Below are 19,567 nucleotides of genomic sequence, written 5' to 3' on the forward strand. Positions count from 1 at the left end.
GGGGTCGGCGTTCCGGAGGCTCAGGCTTTTTTTGGGGTGGGGGCCGCGGCCATCAGCGGGCGCAGCGGCTTGACGCGTTCGATGCCCACGGGCTCGGGCGGCATCGCGCCCCAGTCGGTGTCGCCGTCGGATGCAGACGTGGAGGCCTTGTCGCCCGATGCGCCGTGGCCCTGGCCGGATGAGGGGCGCGGCGCGTTGGACTGGGATGACGAAGGGGCCGCGCTCTGCTCCGTGCCTGGCTTGCGCCGATGCAGCAGCACCAGGTCGGCCACCTGCTGCACATGCGCGACCGTGAGCGTGTCGGCCTGCTCCCAGGCGGCCAGGGCGCGAGCGGCGCGCAGCATCACCAGGTCGGCGCGCAGGCCGTCGACCTGCGCGGCCATGCACAGTGCGCCGACGGCGGCGTGCACTTCGTCTTCGTAAGGCAGCGCCTCGCGGTCGGCCACGGTGGCGCGGGCGCGGCCCAGGGCCAGGGCCAGGGCGCCCTGGGCGTCGGCATGGTCGGCGCGGAAGCCCTGAGGGTCGGCGTCGAAGGCCAGGCGGGCGCGCACGATGGCCTGGCGCGACGCGGCGTCGTCGATGTTCGAGAGGCGCACGCAGAGGCCGAAGCGGTCGAGCAGTTGCGGGCGCAGTTCGCCCTCTTCCGGGTTCATGGTGCCGACCAGCACGAAGCGCGCGGCATGGCGGTGCGAGATGCCGTCGCGCTCCACGCTGTTGACGCCGCTGGCCGCCACGTCGAGCAGCGAATCGATCAGCGCGTCGGGCAGCAGGTTGACCTCGTCGACATACAGCACGCCGCCATGCGCGCGCGACAGCAGGCCGGGCGCGAACTTCACCTGGTGGCCGGCCAGGGCCTGGCCCAGGTCCAGCGTGCCGACCAGGTGCTCGAGGCTCGCGCCCAGGGGCAATGTGACGAAGGGCGCGCCGGTCAGCAGCTCGGCCAGCGCGCGCGCGGCCGTGGACTTGGCCGTGCCGCGCGGGCCTTCGATCAGCACGCCCCCCAGGCCGGGGTCGACCGCGGCCAGCAGCAGCGCCTGGCGCAGTTGCGGCTGGCCGGCGATGGCGGCGAAGGGAAAGGGCAGCGGCAGGGCCGCGCTCGCGGGGGGGGTCATCGGGTTCCTTCCATCCGCTGCTCCTGATCGAGCAACAGGTCTTCAAGTTGTCGCTGGTAGTCGCCAGGCGCCTGCCACAGGCCGCGCTGCATGGCTTCGAGCAGCCGGCTCAGCATGTCGTGCAGCGCCTGCGGGTTGTGGTCCTGGATGAACTGGCGCGTGGCCGGGTCCATCACGTAGGCGTCGGCCACCATCGCGTACTGGTGGTCGCCGACCACGCGCGCGGTGGCGTCGAAGCCGAACAGGTAGTCGACGGTGGCGGCCATTTCGAAGGCGCCCTTGTAGCCGTGGCGCTTCACGCCGGCGATCCACTTGGGGTTGACCACGCGCGCGCGGATCACGCGGCCGATCTCTTCCTTCAGGGTGCGCATGCGCGGCGCCTGCGGGTTGCCGTGGTCGCCGTGGTACATCGCGGGCTGCTGGCCGCTCAGGTGGCGCACGGCCGCGACCATGCCGCCCTGGAACTGGTAGTAGTCGTTGGAGTCGAGCAGGTCGTGCTCGCGGCTGTCCTGGTTCTGCAGCACCACGTCCATGGTCTTCAGGCGCTCGACCAGCGCGGCCTGCGCGGGCACGCCGTCGCTGCCCTGGCCGTAGGCATGGGCGCCGCCGGCGACATAGGCGCGTGTCAGGTCGTCGTCGCTCTGCCAGTCGCCGCGGTCGAACAGCGGCTGCAGGCCCGAGCCGTAATGGCCCGGCGCCGAGCCGAACACGCGCCAGCCGGCCTGCGTGCGCGCGGTGCCGGCATCGAGTCCCTTTGCTTCCAGCGCCGCCGCCTCGCGCAGGATGCGGGCGCGGATCGGGTTGCGTTCGGCGTCCTCGTCCTCCTGCGCGGCCACGGCCTGCACGGCCGCATCGAACATCTGCACGGCCGCGGGGAAGGCATCGCGGAAGAAGCCCGAGATGCGCAGCGTGACGTCGATGCGCGGACGGCCGATGCCCACGGTGGGCAGCACCTCGAAGTCGACCACGCGCTGGCTGCCGGCCGCCCACTGGGGCCGCACGCCGATCAGCGCGAAGGCCTGCGCCAGGTCGTCGCCGCCCGTGCGCATGGTGGCCGTGCCCCAGACCGACAGGCCCATCGCGACCGGGTACTCGCCGTGTTCCTGCAGGTGCAGCTCGACCAGCCGCGCGGCGGACTTGAGGCCCAGCATCCAGGCCGTGGGCGTGGGGATGGCGCGGGTGTCGACCGAATAGAAGTTGCGCCCGGTCGGCAGCACGTCGGGCCGGCCGCGGGAGGGCGAGCCGCTGGGGCCGGCGGGCACGAAGCGGCCCTGCAGCGCGCGTGATAGCTGATGCAGTTCCTGCGTGCCGCAGGCGTCGAGGTCGGGCGACAGGCGATGGGCGATGCGGCCGAGCACGGCCTGCGTGTGCGGCATGTCTTGCGGCAGGGCGATGCCTGCATCGGCCTCGTCGAGCAGGCGCTGCGCGAGCAGCTCCAGCCGCTCGCGCGTGTCGCCCGCGTGGCGCCAGGGTTCGTCGCTGACCGACTGCAGCAGCGCGGGCCGCGCGCCCTGCCAGGGCGTGGCGGGCTCGATGTCGAGCGGCGCGAAGGCATCACCGGGCAGCAGGTCGCGCGACAGCGCATCGAGCAGGCCCGCGTTCTCGCCCGCGCCGTCGGCCGAGGGGTAGCGCGCGAGCGCGAGCAGGGTGTCGCGGCGCAGCCGGCCTTCGGGCGACTGGCCGAACACGTGCAGGCCGTCGCGGATCTGCGTTTCCTTGAGCTCGCACAGGTAGGCGTCGACGCGCGCGAGCACGGTGTCGTCGTCGGCCGCCGCGGATGGCAACGCGAGTTCCTCGACGAGGTGCTGCGCGCGCACGGTCGCGAGGATCTGCGCGCGCAGCACGCGGGCGCGGCGCGCGTCGACCAGCAGCGCGTCGTAGTACTCGTCGACCTGGCGCTCCAGGTCCTGCATCGGGCCGTGGTTCTCGGCGCGCGTGAGCGGCGGCATCAGGTGGTCGACGATCACGGCCTGCGTGCGGCGCTTGGCCTGCGCGCCCTCGCCCGGGTCGTTGACGATGAAGGGGTAGACGTTGGGCAGCGGCCCGAGGATGGCGTCGGGCCAGCAGGCCTGCGACAGCGCCAGGCTCTTGCCCGGGAGCCATTCGAGGTTGCCGTGCTTGCCCACGTGCACCACCGCGTCGATCGCGAACACGTCGCGCAGCCAGAAGTAGAAGGCCAGGTAGCCGTGCGGCGGCACCAGTTCGGCATCGTGGTAGCTGGCGTAATCCTGCGTGCCCTGCACCGCCAGCGAACGCGCGGGCTGGATGCCGACGAACACGCGGCCCAGCCGCAGGCCGGCGATCATGAAGCGGCCCTGGCGCACGGACGGGTCCTGCTCGGGCGCACCCCAGCGCGCGTCGATGGCCGCGGCCATGCCTTCGGGCAAGGTCGCCAGGCGCGCACGGTAATCGGCCAGCGCATAGCTCTGCCAGGCCGGGCGCAGCGGCCATTGCGCGGGGTCGTTGGCGATGCCCTGCTGCAGCGTGTGCATCAGCGCGTCGCCATCGGCGGGCAGCTTGTCGGCATCGCCCAGCGCATGGCCTTCGGCCGCGAGCGTGCGCAGGATCGCGATCACCGAGGCGGGCGTGTCGAGGCCCACGCCGCTGCCGATGCGGCCTTCGCTGCCGGAATAGTTGGCGAGGATCAGCGCCAGGCGCTTGTCCGCGGCGGGGAGGCTGCGCAACTTGCACCAGCGCCGCGCCAGCTCGGCCACGAAGGCGATGCGGTCGGGCTCGGGCTGGTAGTTCACCACCTCGGTCTGCGTGAGTTCGTCGCGGTGCGACAGGCCCTTGAAGCTGATGGCGCGCGTGACGATGCGGCCGTCCATCTCGGGCAGCGAGATCTGCATCGCGATGTCGCGCGGGCGCAGGCCCTGGCTGTCGGCCAGCCAGTCCTCGCGGTTGCCGCCGCTCACGATCACCTGCAGCACGGGCGCATCGCCCGCGAGCTCGGCCACTTCGTCGCCCGCGTTGCCGCCCTGCCCCAGCGCCGCGAAGGCCGTGGTGTTGAGCACCAGCTGCACGTCGTGCTCGCGGCACAGGCCGCGCAGCGCGGAGATGCACAGCGGGTCTTTCAGGGAATCGAGCGCGACCGGCAGCGGGTTCAGGCCCTCGGCCTGCAAGGCGGCGGCCATCGCATCGAAGACCGCCGTGTTGCCCGACTGCAGGTGCGAGCGGTAGAACACCAGCGCCACCACCGGCGCACCGTCGCGCCACAGCGCGCGCAGGTCGTCGATGCCGGCCACCGTGTGCGCGGCGCCGAAGCCGCCGGGCACATGCAGCGCCACCTGCGGCAGGCTGCGCGGCGGCTGCGGTGCCTCGCCATGGCCCAGGCCGTGGAAGGCGATGGCGCGCAGGAATTGCAGCGCATTGGCCGCGCCGCCCGCGCGGGTGTACTGCCACAGCCGGCGGCTCACGTCCTGCGGCAGCGTGCTGCGCGCCAGCAGGTCTTCGTCTTCCTGCAGGTCGCCCGAGAAGATCGCCAGCTGCTGGCCCTTGCGGCGCGCCAGCTTCTCGATCTGTTGCAGCCCGTAGGCCCAGGCCGATTCGGCGCCCAGGTGGTCGACGATCACCACGCGCGCATGCTGCAGCACCTCGTCGACATAGAGGTCGAGCGAAGCCGGCTGGCGCAGGTACTGCAGGTTGGCCAGCCGCAGCGAGGGGTAGCCGGGGTCGGTGGCGGCAAGCGCGCTGCGTGCCGCGGCCAGCAGCGCGAGCGTGGTGTCGGCCGAGCTCAGCACCACGATCTCGCCCGGCGTCTGATCGAGCCGGGTGACGACGCTGTCGTCCTCGACGAAGCGGCCGGGCTGGGTGCTCAGCAGGTGCATGTCATCGACGCGGGTGCGGGAGCGGGTGCGGGTACCGGACGCAGAGGACGCAGAGGTTTCGCAGAAGGAAATCCAAAAGGGAATCCATTCATTCTGGTGTTCCTTCTCTCATCTGCTTTTTCTGCGTTCTCTGCGAAACCTCTGCGCCCTCTGCGTCCGGCGGTCCGAATTCAGGCCTCAGCACCCGCCAGCGCCGAACGCAGCACCGCCTCGTCGAGGTCCTCGCCGATGAACACCAGCTGCGTGCGCCGGACCTCGCCCTCGCGCCACTGGCGGTCGAAGTGGTGGTCGAAGCGCTTGCCCACGCCCTGCACCAAGAGGCGCATCGGCTTGCCGGGGATCGCGACGAAGCCCTTGATGCGATAGACGGTGTGCGCAGCCACGATCTGCTCCAGCGCAGCCAGCAGGCGGTCGCGGTCGACCGCGGGCAGGTCTATCACCAGCGAGTCGAACTCGTCGTGGTCGTGGTCTTCCTCGTGGTCGTGGTGGCTCGTGCGCTGGTCGATGGTGGTCTCGGCCGCGCGGCCCTGGCCCAGCAGCAGGGCCAGCGGCAGCTTGCCCTGGGTGGCGACGACGATCTTGACCTCGGCCGGGATCTCGGCGCGGATCAGCGCCTCGACCTGCGCGCGCGCGGCCTCGTCGAGCAGGTCGGACTTGTTGAGCACCACCAGGTCGGCGGCCGAAAGCTGGTCTTCGAACAGCTCGTGCAGCGGCGACTCGTGGTCGAGGTTGGGGTCGGCGCGGCGCTGCGCATCGACGGCCTCGGTGTTCTCGGCGAACTGGCCCGAGGCCGTGGCCGGGCCATCGACCACCGTGACCACCGCGTCGACGGTGAACACGTTGGCGATCTCGGGCCACTGGAAGGCCTGGACCAGCGGCTTGGGCAGCGCCAGGCCCGAGGTCTCGATGATCACCGCGTCGATGTCGGCGCGGCGCTCGGCCAGCTGCAGCATCACGGGCTGGAATTCTTCCTGCACGGTGCAGCAGACGCAGCCGTTGGCCAGCTCGTACAAGGCGCCTTCGCGCTCGTCGCCCTCGTCGTCGCAGCCGATGCCGCAGCCGCGCAGGATCTCGCCGTCGATGCCCAGCTCGCCGAACTCGTTGACGATGACGGCGATGCGCTTGCCTTCGGCGTTGCCGAGGATGTGGCGCAGCAGCGTGGTCTTGCCGCTGCCGAGGAAGCCGGTGACGATGGTGACGGGGATCTTGGCGCTTTGCATGGGGTGTGGCTTTCTGGGATGGGATGGATCATGCCGGCTCGCGAAGCGCGGGGAGCACCTCGTTCGCAAAGAGCGTCATGCCGGCGAGGGCTTGGGTGTTGTCGAGCAGGCCATTGGCGTTGAACACGCAGCGCAGCGCATCGATGCCGCTGCGCGCACGCAGGGCGAGGATCTGCGCATGGCATTGCGCGGGGTCGCCGTGGATGAACTGTTCGTGCAGCATGCGTTCGGGCTCGATGCGCGGCACCTGCTCGGGCGGCACGCCGCGCTTGGCGGCGAAGAAGGCGCGGCGCGCCTGCAGCTGGGCCCAGAGGCCGTCGAGCTGCGATTGCACCGACGCGGCGTCGGCGCCGATGCACACGTAGCGCGCCAGCGACGATCGCCGCAGCAAGGTCGAGGGCCGGCCCTGCAGGATGTCGGCCACATGGCCCAGCTGCGTGGTTTCGGGGGGCTCCAGGCTCAGCAGCAGCGGCAGGTCGCGTTCGATCGCAAAGCCCAGCGTCTCGGGCGTGGAGCCGGCCACATAGAGCGGCACGTGCGCGGCCTGGGCCTGCAGCACGATGCAGTGGCGCTCGAAGCGCGCGCGGGTCTCGGCCGCATCGATGTTCAATGCGGCCAGCGTGGCGGGCTCGGTGCCGCGGCCCACGCCGATGTCGATGCGCCCGCCGCTCTGGAAGGCCAGCTGCGCGACCTCGTCGGCCAGCAGCAGCGGCTGGTGCAGCGGCAGCACCAGCACCGAGGTGCCCACGCGCAGCCGTTCGGTGCGCGCCAGCAGCGCGGCGGCCAGCAGCAGCGGCGAGGGGTACGGCCAGTCGGCCGTGGGCAGGCGGAATTCGCTGAACCACACGCCGTCGAAGCCCAGCCGGTCGGCTTCGTCGAACAGCGCGAAGAAGGCGCGCGGGTCGCCCTGCGTGGCTTCGCGGGTCCAGCCGGCGAGGTCGATGCGCATCATGGGCCGGCCTGCCGGCGCAGCCGGGCGCGCAGCATCACGCCGGGCGGCACGCCGATGCGGTCGAACACCACGCCGAAGCTCTCGTCGAGCAGCGCGGCATGGATCAGTTCCTCGCCGCCGTCGATCGCGATGCGGCCGTCGGCCACCACCACGATGCGCTCGAAGTGGCGGAAGGCCAGGTCGAGGTCGTGCATGGCCACGATCACCAGCCGGGTGCGGCCGCGCTGCGCCAGCGCCTCGACCAGCGTGAGCCGGTGCCGCACGTCGAGCGCGGCGCCGGGCTCGTCGGCCAGCAGGATGGGGGGGTCGGTCGCGAGCACGGTGGCCAGCAGCACGCGGGCCTGCTCGCCGCCCGACAGCGTGGACCAGCGCCGGCCGCGGAAGGCCTGGAGCTGGTTGCGTGCGATCACCTCGTCGACCGTGGGCCACTGGGCCGGCGCCTTGCCGCGCGGCGGCGTGAGGCGCATGCCCAGCAGTTCTTCCAGCACCAGGTCCCAGTGCGGCTCGAAGTGCTGCGGCATGAAGCCGATGGCTTGCGCGCGCTCGGCGGCGGGCACGTCGACCACGCGCCGCGCGCCCAGCCGCACCTCGCCCTGGGCCGGTGTTTCCAGGCCGGCCAGCAAGGCCAGCAGCGTGGACTTGCCCGCGCCGTTGGGGCCGATGATGGCCACCGAGCCGGTCGCGCCGAAGCCGATCGACACGTCGCGCAGGATGGACTTGTGGCGGCGCGAGACGCCGAGGTGCTGGGCTTCGAGCAGCAGGCTCATGAGCGCAGCCTCCGCGCCAGCAGCACGATGAAGAAGGGCCCGCCTGCCACGGCCGTGACCAGCCCCAGCGGGATCTCGGCCGGCGGCAGGGCCGAGCGCGCGATGGCGTCGGCCACGGTCACGACGATGGCGCCGGTGAGCGCCGAAGCCGGCAGCAGCGCCCGGTGCAGCGGCCCGACCATCCAGCGCGCGATGTGCGGCGCGGCCAGCCCGACGAAGGCCACCAGGCCGCCATAGGCCACGGCCGCCGCGACCACCAGCGAACCGACGACGACCGCGATGGGCGTGAAGCGCGCCACGTCAAGCCCGAAGCCCTGCGCCGCGCGCGTGCCCAGGCCCAGCAGGTCGAGCCCGTGCGCGATGCGCGAGGTGGCCAGCAGGCAGGCCACGCACAGCGCCGCGAGCAGGCCCAGGCCGGGCCATGAAGGCGTCTGGATGCCGCCCAGCACCCAGCTCATCACGACCTGCAGGCTCACGGTTTCGTCGGACAGGGCGAGCATGAGGAAGGAGCGCAGCGCGCCCAGCATCGCGGCGATGGCCACGCCGGCCAGCAGCATGCCGGCGGCATCGAGCGCGCCCGCGACGCGGGAGACGCCGAGCACCAGGGCGGTCGCGCCCCAGGCGCCGGCGAAGGCCAGCACGGGCAGCGCATAGGACTGGGGCACGCCCAGCGGCACCAGCAGCGCGACGGTCGCACCCAGGGCCGCGCCGCCCGAAGCGCCGAGCAGGTAGGGCTCGGCCAGCGGGTTGCGGAACACGCCCTGGAACACTGCGCCCGACAGGCCCAGCAAGGCGCCGACCAGGGCGGCGGCGAACACGCGGGGCAGGCGCCATTGCAGCAAGAGGCGGCTGCGCAGGCTGTCGTCGCCGGCGAGTGCGCGGTAGAGGGCCTGTGGCGACGACCACTCGTGGCCGGCGCAAGCGGCGAGCAGCAAGGCGACCGTGAGCACCGCGGCGGGCGATGTCGAGGGTTTGGAGGGAGGACATCAGCGGCTCCGGTCGTCGGTCTTGCTCCTTCCCCCTTTGGGGGAAGGCGGGGATGGGGGCTCGCACGATGGAGACGCTGCCGGCCCCTACCCCTGCCCTCCCCCGGAGGGGGAGGGAGCAAGAAGAAGGTCGCGGGATGTCGGGCTCCTTCCCCCTCCGGGGGAAGGCAGGGATGGGGGCGCGCACGATGGAGGCGCTGCCGCCCTCACCCCTGCCTTCTCCCAGGAGGAGAGGGAGTAGAACCGAAACACTCACGGCCGCACCTCCACCGACCCCAGCCACTTCGCAAGGCTTTCGATCCCGTCGATGGTCCGCGGTCCCGGAATCAGGAACTCGCTGCGCGACACCGTCACCGCGCGCTTGTCGCGCACCGCCCGCATGTCGCGCCAGCCCGGCAGTTGCACCAGATCGTCGAGGGCAGCCTTCGTCCCCGCGAACAGCAGCACGTCCGGGTCCGACGCAAGAATGGCCTCCGGCGACACCTGCGCCACCGCCCCCCGCCCCGCGATCGCGAAGCGGCCGCCGGCCATGCGCATCGCCTCGCCGGTGTAGGTGTCGGCGCGCGCCACCAGCAGCATGCCGTTGCCCACACGACCGGTGATCATCACCATGCGCGGGGCGGTGCGTTGCGCGACCTGCTGCGCCACGGCATCCAGCCGCGCCTGCAGCGACTGCGCCAGCGCCTCGCCGCGGTCGGGCACGCCGGTGGCGCGGCCGATCAGGCGGATGTTGTCGAGCACCTCGCCGACCGAGCGGCTCAGCAGCACGATCACCGGCACGCCGATGCGCGTCATCGGGTCGACCAACTGGTTGGCGGCCTGCCGCGCGGGCGTGACGATCACCAGGTCGGGCCGCTGCGCGACCACCGCGTCGACCGAGAAGCCCAGCCGGCCGCCGACCCTGGGCTTGTCCATGACCTCGGGTGGAAAGCGCGTGTATTGCTCGACGCCGACGATGCGGTCGGCCAGGCCGAGCGAGGTCACCAGCTCGGTGTTCGACGCGAAAATGGTCACCAGCCGCTGCGGCGCCGCGGGCAGCACCACGCTGCGGCCCAGCGCATCGCGGACCTCGATCGGCGCGGCCTGCCCCGAGAGGGCCGCCGCGCTCAGACCCAGGACCAGCGCGATGCGCTTGAACCGCATCAGAAGCTGACTTGCATGCCGACCTGGAACTCGCGGCCCGGCATCGAGGTGCCGCAACCGCCGTTCTGGAAGCGCGGATCGGCGATGCACGGCTTCTGGTCGAGCGCGATGAAGATCGAGCTGCGGTTCAGGTCGAACAGGTTGTTGACCGCCGCGAACACCTTCACGCGCTTGTTGATGCGGTAGTCGCCGCGCAGGTTCCAGACGGTGAAGGCGCCCTTCCTGTGGATGTAGGTGCTGTAGGGCTCGCCCTGCGGGATCAGCAGCGCTTCCTCGGTGTCGTACCACATCGGTCCGCGCAGCAGCGCACCGATCTGCAGGCTCCAGTCGTCGGGCAGCTTGCCGGCGCCGCGGCCGTAGCGCAGGCCCAGCGAGGCCTCGTACTTGTACATGCGCTGCACGCGGTCGGTGTCGAGCGCGGTCGCGCCCTTGTCGCGCATCGTGAAGTTGTAGTAGCCGTTGGCGTAGGCGTTGAGGCTGTGGGCGCCGGTCGAGAAGTTCAGCGCCTTCGCCAGGTCCACGTTGGCGCTGGCCTCGATGCCGCGCACCACGATGTCGGCCGCGTTGTTGGCGTAGTCCGAGGTGTTGGTGGTCGGGCCGCGCGAGACGGTGATGATGCGGTCGGAGATCGTGTTCTGGAACAGCGCCACGTCCACGTTCCAGACCGGCAGCTGCAGCGTGCCGCCGAACTCGATCTGGCGGTTGCTCTCGGGCTTGAGGTTCGGGTTGCCGAAGCTGCGGCCGCCGCCCACCGCGGTGAAGTCCGAGCCCAGCTCGGTCGAGGTCGGGGCGCGGAAGCCGGTCGAGATGCCGGTGCGCAGGTTCAGCACGTCGAGCGCGCGCCAGGTCGCGCCGGTCGACCAGGTGGTCTCGCCGTACGACTGGCTGCCGCTGCGCTGCAGCGGCAGGTTGGGCGTGGCATCGAAGCTGGTGCGGCCTTCGGTGCGGCGCGCGCCGCCGCGCACCGTCACGCGGTCGTTGAAGAACTTCTGCGAATCCTCGAAGTACAGCGCGTTGACATGCTCGGTCTGGTTGTTGTCGTAGGGCGCGACCTGGCCGGTGGGGCCGCCGGGCAGCGCGACGCGGAAGCGGTCCGAGCGCAGCCGGCTGCGTTCCCAGTCGTAGCCCAGCAGCAGGTCGTTGCCCTGCCCCAGCTTGAAGCGCGGCTGCAGGCGCGTGCCCAGGATGTCGAGCTTGCGGTCGTTGTAGTCGCTCGAGGTGCCGGGCGTGGCCCGCGTGCCGGAGCGCACCACGGGCGAGGCCCACTTGAACTCGTCCTCGTCCGCCACCGAGTAGATCTGCGCCATCCAACTGATGCGGTCATCTGCGGTGCGGCCTTCGTAGGTGAGGTCGGCCGAGGCGTTGGTGCGGTCGTCCTTGCTGATGGTGTTGGCGCCCGATCCGCGGAAGCCCGCGTTGTAGATGCCGTCGGTGCGCAGCTTGAGTTCGAGCCGGTTGCGCTCGTCGACCTGGAAGCCCAGCGCGCCCGCGAAGCCGCGGCGTTCCCAGCCCGTGTTGGCCAGCTTGCCGCCGCCCTTGCCCGATTCGTAATCGTCGCGCTGGCCGCCCGACACGCCGAAGTACCAGTCGAAGCGTTCGCCGCCGCCGCTGGTCTGCGCATTGGCCTGCACGCCGCCCCAGGAGCCCACGCTGAGACCGGCCTGGCTCGGCGGCGCGTTGTAGCCGCTCTTCATGATGATGTTGATCACGCCGCCCATGTTCTGGCTGCCGTAGATCACCGAGGCCGGGCCGCGCACGATCTCGATGCGCTCGACCTCGTTGGCGCTGAGCTTCGAGATGTTGGCCGTGCCCGCGCGCCGGCCGTTGACCAGCACCAGCACCTGGCCCTTGTAGTCGCGGCCCTGGCCGTCGCTGGTGGCGCCGCGGATGTTGATCGAGGTCTGCGCCGCGGTCCATTCGCTGAAGAAGCCGACCGCGTTCTCGGCCAGCAGGTCGGTCACCGACTTGGCGGTCGAGCGGTCGATGGCGGCGCGGTCGATCACCTGCGTGGTCGCGGCGATGCTGGCGCGCGCCTCGGGGCGGGCCGTGGCCGTGACGAAGATCTCATTGAGGGCATCGGCTTCCTGCGCCATGCTCTGGCCCGCGGCCATCGAGAGCAAACCCAGCACGCCCACTCGGGCCGGGTTCAGGATCGTTATTTTTTTCATGCGTGTTCCAACCGCCCCGCCACCCCGCGGAGCCTCAACCATTGAATACGCTGAAGAAGAAAGAACGCCTCGCGGCCAAGCCCGGTGCGTGTGTGCACCGGCTTGCCCGGACCCTCGCTCTCCCGCAGCGGCCGAAGCGGTTGCGAAGGCCGGTATCCGGGCTTGCGGACCGTCCTGCATGCGCGTTGCATGCAGGACCGAAACCCTCGCCTTCCCACGCCGTGAGGCGCAGTGACTGCCATGCCGACAAGGCATGCGCGTGAGGGATTCTTCGAGATCCGCTGACCGTTGCGGGGGCAGCGCAGGACTTGTCGCGTCGTGTGAAGACGCAAGGCACCTGCTTCCCGTTTAACCCCGAGACCCTCAAGCGATGAGAGCGTGCGGGGCACCTTCGAACCGTGCGGGCGCGGCGCTCACAGCGCCGGCCCGACCACAGAATTATAGGAAGGTAAAGAAATCTGACAGCTTGCCGCGCGAGGCTTGCTGTCGGAGGCGGCCTGCTTACTTGGGCAGCAGCACCTTGTCGACCACGTGGATCACGCCGTTCGACTGGTAGACGTCGGCGATGGTCACGTTGGCGGTGCCGCCCTTTTCGTCGGTCACGGTCACCATGCCGCCGGTGCTCTTGGCCACCAGCGTGCCGCCCGCGACGGTCTTGAGCGAGGCCATGCCCTTGCCGTCGTCGATCATCTTCATGAGCGACTTGGCATCGACCTTGCCGGCCACCACGTGGTAGGTGAGGATGGTCGTGAGCGTGCCCTTGTTCTCGGGCTTGAGCAGCGTGTCGACCGTGCCGGCCGGCAGGGCCGCGAAGGCGGTGTTGGTGGGCGCGAAGACGGTGAACGGACCCGGGCCCTTGAGCGTCTCGACCAGGCCGGCGGCCTTGACCGCGGCGACCAGGGTCGTGTGGTCCTTGGAATTCACGGCGTTGTCGATGATGTCCTTGGTGGCGTACATCGGCGCGCCGCCGACGGTGACCTGGGCGATGGCGGAGACCGCACCGACCGACAGGGCGGCTGCGAGTGCGAGGGAAGCGAGGCGTGAGAACTTGGCTTGCATGGATGGCTCCTGTTGCGTTCACCGCCACGAAGATGCGCGGCGGGTGAAAGGGATACGGCCCCGCCCGCGCCTTGGATTCAAGCGATGCGAAATCTGCGCTTCAAAGTGCGCGCAGCTGCGCCAGGTCGGGTTTTTCCAGCCATTGCTGCAGTTCGTCGGCCAGGCGCTGCGCCTCGGCCGCGGCGGTGCGCCAGGCCTGGATGCGGCCCGCCAGGTCGTTGCCGTAGCGCAGGAAGTCGTTGCGGTCGGGCAGCTTGCCGTTGGGCAGGGTCGCGACCCATTCGGGCGCCGGCGCCAGCACCACCATGGCGTCGAGGAAAGGCGTGGCCTTGTGGCGCCACTTGAGGCCCTTGTCCAGCCAGCCCGGCACCACCGCCTGCTGGAAGTGCGGATACAGCACGATGCCCTGGGGCCCCGCGCGGTAGTCCAGGTGCAGGTGGTAGTCGGTGATGCCGCCGTCCCAGTAGGCCCCGGGCGGCGCGCCCGGGATGTCGTGCACCGCCTCGAGCATGAAGGGGATCGAGCACGAGGCCTGCAGCGCCGGCGCGAAGTTGGCTTCGCTCAGCGCCACGCGGCGGGTCGCGAAATCGGTGGTGGCAAAAGGCAGGGCCGCATCCGGCGTCGAGAACACCACACGCTCCAGCCAGCCGCCCAGCGCCTTGCGCCGCACGCCGTTGGCCATGAAGGCGCCCAGGTAGCCCAGCGCCGTGCGCCCCCGCCCCTCGCGGCCCAGCAGGTGCCGGCCATGGGCGGTGATCACATGCAGGCTGTAGCGCGGATGCTTCAGCACCTCCTGCGCCCGGCCGCCGTAGAAGCTGCGCAAGCCCGCGCCGAACTGCGCGCTGACCTGCTTCGCCGTGAGCCGCTTCTGGCCCGGCGGCAGTTCGAAGTGCTGGGTGATGTAGCCGTCCTCGAAGTCGCGCAGCGCGCGCATCGGGTCGTCGAGGCAGGCATTGGCCAGCCGCCAGGCGCCGATGGAGGCCCCCACCAGGTCGATGGGCTGGTCGGAACGCGGCAGCCAGTCGCCGAACAGGAAGCGGTCGATGGGGCCGAGGATCAGGCCCTTGGGCCCGCCCGCCGCGCCCGGCACCACGCGCACGTCCTCGGGCCGCAGGCCCTGCGCTTCGATCAGGCGCCTGGCGGCCGGTCCGGCATGGATGCGCAGTGCCTTCATCGGGGAGGCGGCTTACTTGCCGCGCAGCCCCTGCAGCTTGGCGAAGGCGCTGGCCATCTGGCCCGCGGGCTGCGGCGTGTTGTCGCGGCGCTGGCCCTGCTGCTGGCCGCGGCCCGCGCCTTCGAAGCGGTTGTCGCGCGGGCCGTCTCGGCGCGCGGGCGAAGCGTCGAGGCGCATCGACAGGCCGATGCGCTTGCGCGCCACGTCGACCTCCATCACCTTGACCTTGACGATGTCGCCGGTCTTGACGATCTCGCGCGCGTCTTCCACGAACTTGTTGGCCAGCTGGCTCACGTGGACCAGGCCGTCCTGATGCACGCCCAGGTCGATGAAGGCGCCGAACTGCGCGACGTTGCTCACCGTGCCTTCGAGGATCATGCCCTCCTTCAAGTCGGCGATGTCCTCGACGCCGTCGTTGAAGCGCGCCACCTTGAAGTCGGGGCGCGGGTCGCGGCCCGGCTTCTCGAGTTCGCCCAGGATGTCCTTGACCGTGATCACGCCGAACTTCTCGTTGGCGAAGAGTTCGGGCTTGAGCGCCTTGAGCATGTCGGCGCGGCCCATCAGCTCGGTGATGGGCTTGCCGGTCTTGACCATGATCTGTTCGACCAGCGGGTAGGTTTCCGGGTGCACGCCGGTGATGTCCAGCGGGTTGCTGCCGTCGCGCACGCGCAGGAAGCCCGCGCTCTGCTCGAAGGCCTTGGGGCCGAAGCCCGTGACCTCGAGCAGCTGCTTGCGGGTGGCGAAGGCGCCGTTGGCCTCGCGCCAGCGCACCACCGCCTTGGCCACGCTGGCCGACAGGCCCGACACGCGCGACAGCAGCGGCACGCTGGCGGTGTTGAGGTCCACGCCCACCGAGTTCACACAGTCTTCCACCACCGCGCTCAGCGTGCGCGCGAGTTCGCTCTGGTTCACGTCGTGCTGGTACTGGCCCACGCCGATCGACTTGGGATCGATCTTCACCAGTTCGGCCAACGGGTCCTGCAGGCGGCGCGCGATGCTGGCCGCGCCGCGCAGGCTCACGTCCACGTCGGGCATCTCCTGCGAGGCGAATTCGCTGGCGGAATAGACCGAGGCGCCGGCCTCGCTCACCACCACCTTGTCGATGGCCATGGGCGTCGCGCCGGCCTGGTCGGCCATCTTCGCCAGCAGCTTGATCAGGTCGGCCGCCAGCTTGTCGGTCTCGCGGCTGGCGGTGCCGTTGCCGATCGCGATCAGGTTCACGCCGTGCTTGGCGCAGAGCTTGCCCAGCGTGTGCAGCGAGCCTTCCCAGTCCTTGCGCGGCTCGTGCGGGAACACGGTGGCGGTCTCGACCAGCTTGCCGGTCGCATCGACCACCGCCACCTTCACGCCGGTGCGGATGCCCGGGTCGAGGCCCAGCACCACGCGGCGGCCCGCGGGCGCGGCCAGCAGCAGGTCGCGCAGGTTGTCGGCGAAGACCTTGATGGCGGTCTTCTCGGCATCCTCGCGCAGGCGGGTGAACAGGTCGCGCTCGGTCGAGAGCGAAAGCTTCACGCGCCAGGTCCAGGCCACGCACTTGCGGATCAGGTCGTCCGACAGGCGGGCCGCGTGGCTCCAGCCCAGGTGCAATGCAATGCGGCCTTCGGCCACGCTGGGCTTGCCCGGCTCGGGCTCGACCGGCAGCACCAGCTTGGCGTCGAGGATGTCGAGCGCGCGGCCGCGGAACACCGCCAGCGCGCGGTGCGAGGGCACGCGGCCGATGGGCTCGTCGTAGTCGAAGTAGTCGCGGAACTTGGACACGTCGACGTTGTTCTCGTCCTTGCCGGTCATCAGCGTGGACTTGAACAGGCCTTCGCTCCAGAGCCACTCGCGCAGCCGCTGCACCAGCGCCGCGTCCTCGGCCCAGCGCTCCGACAGGATGTCGCGCACGCCGTCGAGCACGGCCGGCACGGTGGAGAAATCGGGGCCCGGCTTGCCGTCGTCCAGCGTCTCGGCGGGCTTGAGAAAGGCCTTGGCTTCGACGGCCGGGTCCAGCGTCGGGTCGGCGAAGAGCTTGTCGGCCAGCGGCTCGATGCCGAACTCGCGCGCGATCTGGCCCTTGGTGCGGCGCTTCTGCTTGAAGGGCAGGTAGAGGTCTTCCAGCTCCTGCTTGGTCGCCACGGTGGCGATCGCGATGCGCAGCGCGTCGGTCAGCTTGCCCTGCTCGTCGATGCTCTTCATCACGGCCGTGCGGCGCTCGTCGAGTTCGCGCAGGTAGGCCAGGCGCGCCTCGAGTTCGCGCAGCTGGATGTCGTCGAGGCCGTCGGTGGCCTCCTTGCGGTAGCGGGCGATGAAGGGCACCGTGGCGCCGCCGTCGAGCAGCTCGATGGCCGCCTTCACCTGGTGCTCGCCGACCTTGATTTCGGACGCGAGCTGGCGAATGATTTTCTGCATGTCTGAATGAACCCTGGGCGCGCAATAAAGCGCAGCAGTTTGCCATAGGCCCCGCGGGGCGCCGGGCTCACAATCGCTTGCATGTTGATCCGCTTGCGCCGCCTGCTCCGCCTCGTCGCCACCGTGCTGCTGGTGCCGGTGCTCCTGTTCGAGGAATGGGGCTGGGAACCGCTGGCCGCGCAGGTCGCCAGGCTGGCGCGCCTGCCGCTGTGGGCGCGGCTCGAAGGCTGGGTGCGCAGCCTGCCGCCCTGGGGCGCGCTGCTGACCTTCGCGCTGCCCGTGATCGCGCTGCTGCCGATCAAGCTGCTCGCGCTGTTCCTGTTCGGCCGCGGCCACTATGCGAGCGGCGTGCTGCTGCTGGGCGCGGCCAAGCTCGCGGGCACGGCGGTGGTGGCGCGGCTGTTCCAGCTGGTGCAGCCCACGCTGATGCGCATCGGCTGGTTCGCGCGCTGGTATCCGCGCTGGACCGCATGGAAGGACCGTGTGCTGGGCCTGGTGCGGCAGAGCGCGCCCTGGCGTGCGGTGCGGCAGATGAAGGCCGGCACGCGCCGGTATTGGCGCGCGTTCTGGCGCCTGCGCTAGGCCTTCCGCCGGCCCTGCAGCAGCAAGGCGACAAACACCAGCCCGGCCGCCAGGCTGGTGTGGCCGCTGAAGCTCACCAGCCCCAGGCCCCAGCCCTGCGCACCCACCAGCACGCCAAGCGCGAGCAGCAGCGCGCTCCAGCCCGCCACGCGCAGCCGACGGGTCAGCGACGGCGCGAAGGCATGCGCGAACAGCTCCTCCTGGTGCCGCTCCATGGCCAGCGCCAGCGCGGCGAAGCCCGGCAGGCACAGCACGAAGGCCAGCCCGTGGAACCAGCCGTTCATGCGCCCTCCCCGGCCGGCGTGGCCGTGGTGGTCACCGGCGCGACCGCGCGGCGCGCGGGCTTGACCTTCGCGCTGTGGCGCATCGTGCGGATCGCCAGCAGCGCATGCAGCGCGGCCAGCGCCCACAGCGTGAGCTCCAGGCCGGCGAAGACCCAGTCACCGGCCAGGAGGCTGCGCCACAGCGGTCGCTCGGTGGTGAAGGCGCTCACGATGGGCAGCAGCGCGAGCGCGGCGGTGGCGATCCAGAGCTGCTCGATCCAGGCGCGCTTCGCGGGCCGCAGCATCGCGTGCAGCAGCGCCAGGCCCCAGACGATGAACAGCAGGTCGACCTCCCACTCGCTGCGCCGGGGCAGATCGAGCGGCAGCAGCCGGTTGCCCCACAGGAAGGCCGTCATGGCGATCGACAGGCCCGCGATGGCCGCGATGTTCAGCCGCTCCACCAGCCAGAAGCCGACATACGGTCTGTCGGGGTCGGGCAGCTTCTGCCGCCGCTTGACGGTCCACATCACCAGCCCGGTGCCCACCATCGCGGTGCCGGCCAGGCTCACGAGGAAGTAGAGCCAGCGCGTCGCGGTATCGCCGAAGCGGCCCAGGTGCAGCGCGTACATCACGCCGCGGGTCTCGGCCGCGGGGCCCACGCTGTCCTTGGTCTCGAGCAGCTTGCCGGTCGTGCCTTCGAACAGCATGTACTGCGGGCTCACCGAGGCACGGCCCTCGTCGCCGCGCGAGACGGTCACGCGCGCGGCGGCGTCGCCCGGCAGCGTGATGTTCACGCGCTGGATGTTGTCGCGGCCCCAGCGCGCCTGCGCCTGCCGCACCATGTCCTCGATCGGCGCGAGCGTCGCGGCCTGGCCGGTGGGCTTGGCGGGCGTGATGAAGGCGCTCAGCTGGGCCGAGAGCTCCTGCCGCTCGGCCGGGGTCTTGAACGCCGCCTGGCTGCCCCAGGGCATGTACAGCGCGGCCAGTGTGATCAGCCCGGTGTAGGTGATCATCAGGTGGAAGGGCAGCCCGAACACCGACAGCGCGTTGTGTGCATCGAGCCACGAGCGCTGGCCCTTGCCGCCGCGGAAGGTGAAGAAGTCGATGAAGATCTTCTTGTGCGTGATCACGCCGCTCACGATCGCCACCAGCATGAACATCGCGCAGAAGCCCGCGAGCCAGCGGCCCCACAGCACCGGCATGTAGTGGAACTGGAAGTGGAAGCGGTAGAAGAAGTTGCCGCCGCCGGTGTCGCGCCCCGCGACCTTGTCGCCGCTGACCGGGTCGAAGGTGCCGCTCTGGAAGGCGCGCCGGCCTTCGACGCCGGGCGTGCGCCAGAAGGCGCTGACCACGTTGTTGCGCGCATCGGGCAGGCCGATGCTCCACTGCGGGCTGCCGGCCGCCTCGGTGCGCAGCTTGTCGGCCACGTGCTGCGCCACCACGGCCGCATCGGGCACCTGGGCCTGGTGCGCGATCTCGGGCCGCATCCACTGCGAGATCTCGTCCTTGAAGTAGCTCACCGTACCGGTGAGGAACATCGCATAGAGGAACCAGCCGACCAGCAGGCCCGTCCAGATGTGCAGGTCGGACATGGTCTGGCGGATGCCGCGCGGCTTGGGCGGCGACTTCTTCTTCTGAAGCTTGTCGGTGCTCACGCTGCGGCGCCTCCGCTCCACACCGACCAAGCGGCCAGGCCCAGCGGCACGGCCGCGACCAGCAGGCCGGCCCAGGCGCGCCGCGCGCTGCGCACGGCAAACACCCAGACCACCGCGCCCGCATAGACCGCGAAGCTCGACAGCATGCCCGTGAGCACCGCCTGCGGCTTGCTCATGGGCAGGGCCAGCGCGGCCACGCTCGCGAGCGCAGCCAGGCCGTAGCCGCCGAACATCGCGGCCACGATGCGCGAGAGCAGCGGCCCGACGC

The 19,567-nt window shown here is 70.9% G+C and carries 15 protein-coding genes and 1 riboswitch; of the genes, 1 reads left to right on the forward strand and 14 read right to left on the reverse strand.

The features are described from left to right. Positions 1-20: 20 nt before the first annotated feature. The 11 genes from A9977_RS20395 to A9977_RS20445 all read right to left on the reverse strand — a co-directional run bounded on the left by A9977_RS20395 (position 21) and on the right by A9977_RS20445 (position 16,799). On the reverse strand, positions 21-1,112 hold the full coding sequence (locus A9977_RS20395) for an ATP-binding protein (protein ID WP_183026703.1): 1,092 nt from the start codon (positions 1,110-1,112) through the stop codon (positions 21-23). Then, entirely contained in the window at positions 1,109-4,939 is a 3,831-nt protein-coding gene (cobN, locus tag A9977_RS20400) for a cobaltochelatase subunit CobN (protein ID WP_183026704.1), read from the reverse strand. Before cobN ends, A9977_RS20395 begins: the two co-directional genes overlap by 4 nt. Before the next feature lie 170 nt (positions 4,940-5,109). Further along, a complete protein-coding gene (cobW, locus tag A9977_RS20405; protein WP_183026705.1) occupies positions 5,110-6,159 on the reverse strand; it encodes a cobalamin biosynthesis protein CobW in 1,050 nt (349 codons plus the stop codon). Positions 6,160-6,187: 28 nt separating this feature from the next. After that, positions 6,188-7,111 (reverse strand): LLM class flavin-dependent oxidoreductase, encoded by a 924-nt coding sequence (locus tag A9977_RS20410; RefSeq protein ID WP_259652062.1) that lies wholly within the window; start codon positions 7,109-7,111, stop codon positions 6,188-6,190. Beyond that, entirely contained in the window at positions 7,108-7,878 is a 771-nt protein-coding gene (locus tag A9977_RS20415; RefSeq protein ID WP_183026706.1) for an ABC transporter ATP-binding protein, read from the reverse strand. Before A9977_RS20415 ends, A9977_RS20410 begins: the two co-directional genes overlap by 4 nt. Beyond that, the gene (locus tag A9977_RS20420; RefSeq protein ID WP_183026707.1) at positions 7,875-8,828 is read right to left on the reverse strand and encodes an iron ABC transporter permease; all 954 of its coding nucleotides are present in this window, start codon (positions 8,826-8,828) and stop codon (positions 7,875-7,877) included. The genes A9977_RS20415 and A9977_RS20420 overlap by 4 nt, the downstream gene beginning before the upstream one ends. Positions 8,829-9,116: 288 nt before the next feature. Beyond that, positions 9,117-10,007, reverse strand: coding sequence for an ABC transporter substrate-binding protein (locus A9977_RS20425; RefSeq protein ID WP_183026708.1), 891 nt, complete (start codon positions 10,005-10,007; stop codon positions 9,117-9,119). Then, on the reverse strand, positions 10,007-12,175 hold the full coding sequence (locus A9977_RS20430; RefSeq protein ID WP_259652063.1) for a TonB-dependent receptor: 2,169 nt from the start codon (positions 12,173-12,175) through the stop codon (positions 10,007-10,009). Before A9977_RS20430 ends, A9977_RS20425 begins: the two co-directional genes overlap by 1 nt. 129 nt (positions 12,176-12,304) lie before the next feature. Continuing rightward, positions 12,305-12,555: riboswitch (cobalamin riboswitch) on the reverse strand. A gap of 121 nt (positions 12,556-12,676) precedes the next feature. After that, positions 12,677-13,234, reverse strand: a complete 558-nt coding sequence (locus tag A9977_RS20435) for a fasciclin domain-containing protein (RefSeq protein WP_183026710.1) — start codon at positions 13,232-13,234, stop codon at positions 12,677-12,679. Between the two features lie 100 nt (positions 13,235-13,334). Then, positions 13,335-14,408 carry a phospholipase gene (locus A9977_RS20440; RefSeq protein WP_183026711.1) on the reverse strand — a complete coding sequence of 358 codons (1,074 nt, stop codon included), beginning with the start codon at positions 14,406-14,408 and terminating at the stop codon, positions 13,335-13,337. A 12-nt stretch (positions 14,409-14,420) separates the two neighbouring features. After that, entirely contained in the window at positions 14,421-16,799 is a 2,379-nt protein-coding gene (locus tag A9977_RS20445; RefSeq protein ID WP_183026712.1) for a Tex family protein, read from the reverse strand. Between the two features lie 81 nt (positions 16,800-16,880). Between A9977_RS20445 and A9977_RS20450 the strand changes: the two genes are divergently transcribed. Continuing rightward, positions 16,881-17,381, forward strand: a complete 501-nt coding sequence (locus tag A9977_RS20450) for a hypothetical protein (protein WP_183026713.1) — start codon at positions 16,881-16,883, stop codon at positions 17,379-17,381. On the opposite strand, the gene A9977_RS20455 is transcribed toward A9977_RS20450, so the two are convergent. The 3 genes from A9977_RS20455 to A9977_RS20465 are packed head-to-tail and all read right to left on the reverse strand — an operon-like array spanning position 17,378 to position 19,532. Then, positions 17,378-17,665, reverse strand: coding sequence for a DUF3325 domain-containing protein (locus A9977_RS20455; protein WP_183026714.1), 288 nt, complete (start codon positions 17,663-17,665; stop codon positions 17,378-17,380). The genes A9977_RS20450 and A9977_RS20455 overlap by 4 nt on opposite strands. Then, entirely contained in the window at positions 17,662-19,236 is a 1,575-nt protein-coding gene (locus tag A9977_RS20460; protein WP_183026779.1) for a PepSY domain-containing protein, read from the reverse strand. Before A9977_RS20460 ends, A9977_RS20455 begins: the two co-directional genes overlap by 4 nt. 59 nt (positions 19,237-19,295) lie before the next feature. Next, a complete protein-coding gene (locus A9977_RS20465) occupies positions 19,296-19,532 on the reverse strand; it encodes a DUF3649 domain-containing protein (RefSeq protein ID WP_183026778.1) in 237 nt (78 codons plus the stop codon). Positions 19,533-19,567 lie beyond the last annotated feature (35 nt).

The sequence above is a fragment of the Variovorax sp. UMC13 genome (assembly GCF_014170375.1).
Taxonomy (GTDB): Bacteria; Pseudomonadota; Gammaproteobacteria; order Burkholderiales; family Burkholderiaceae_C; genus Variovorax.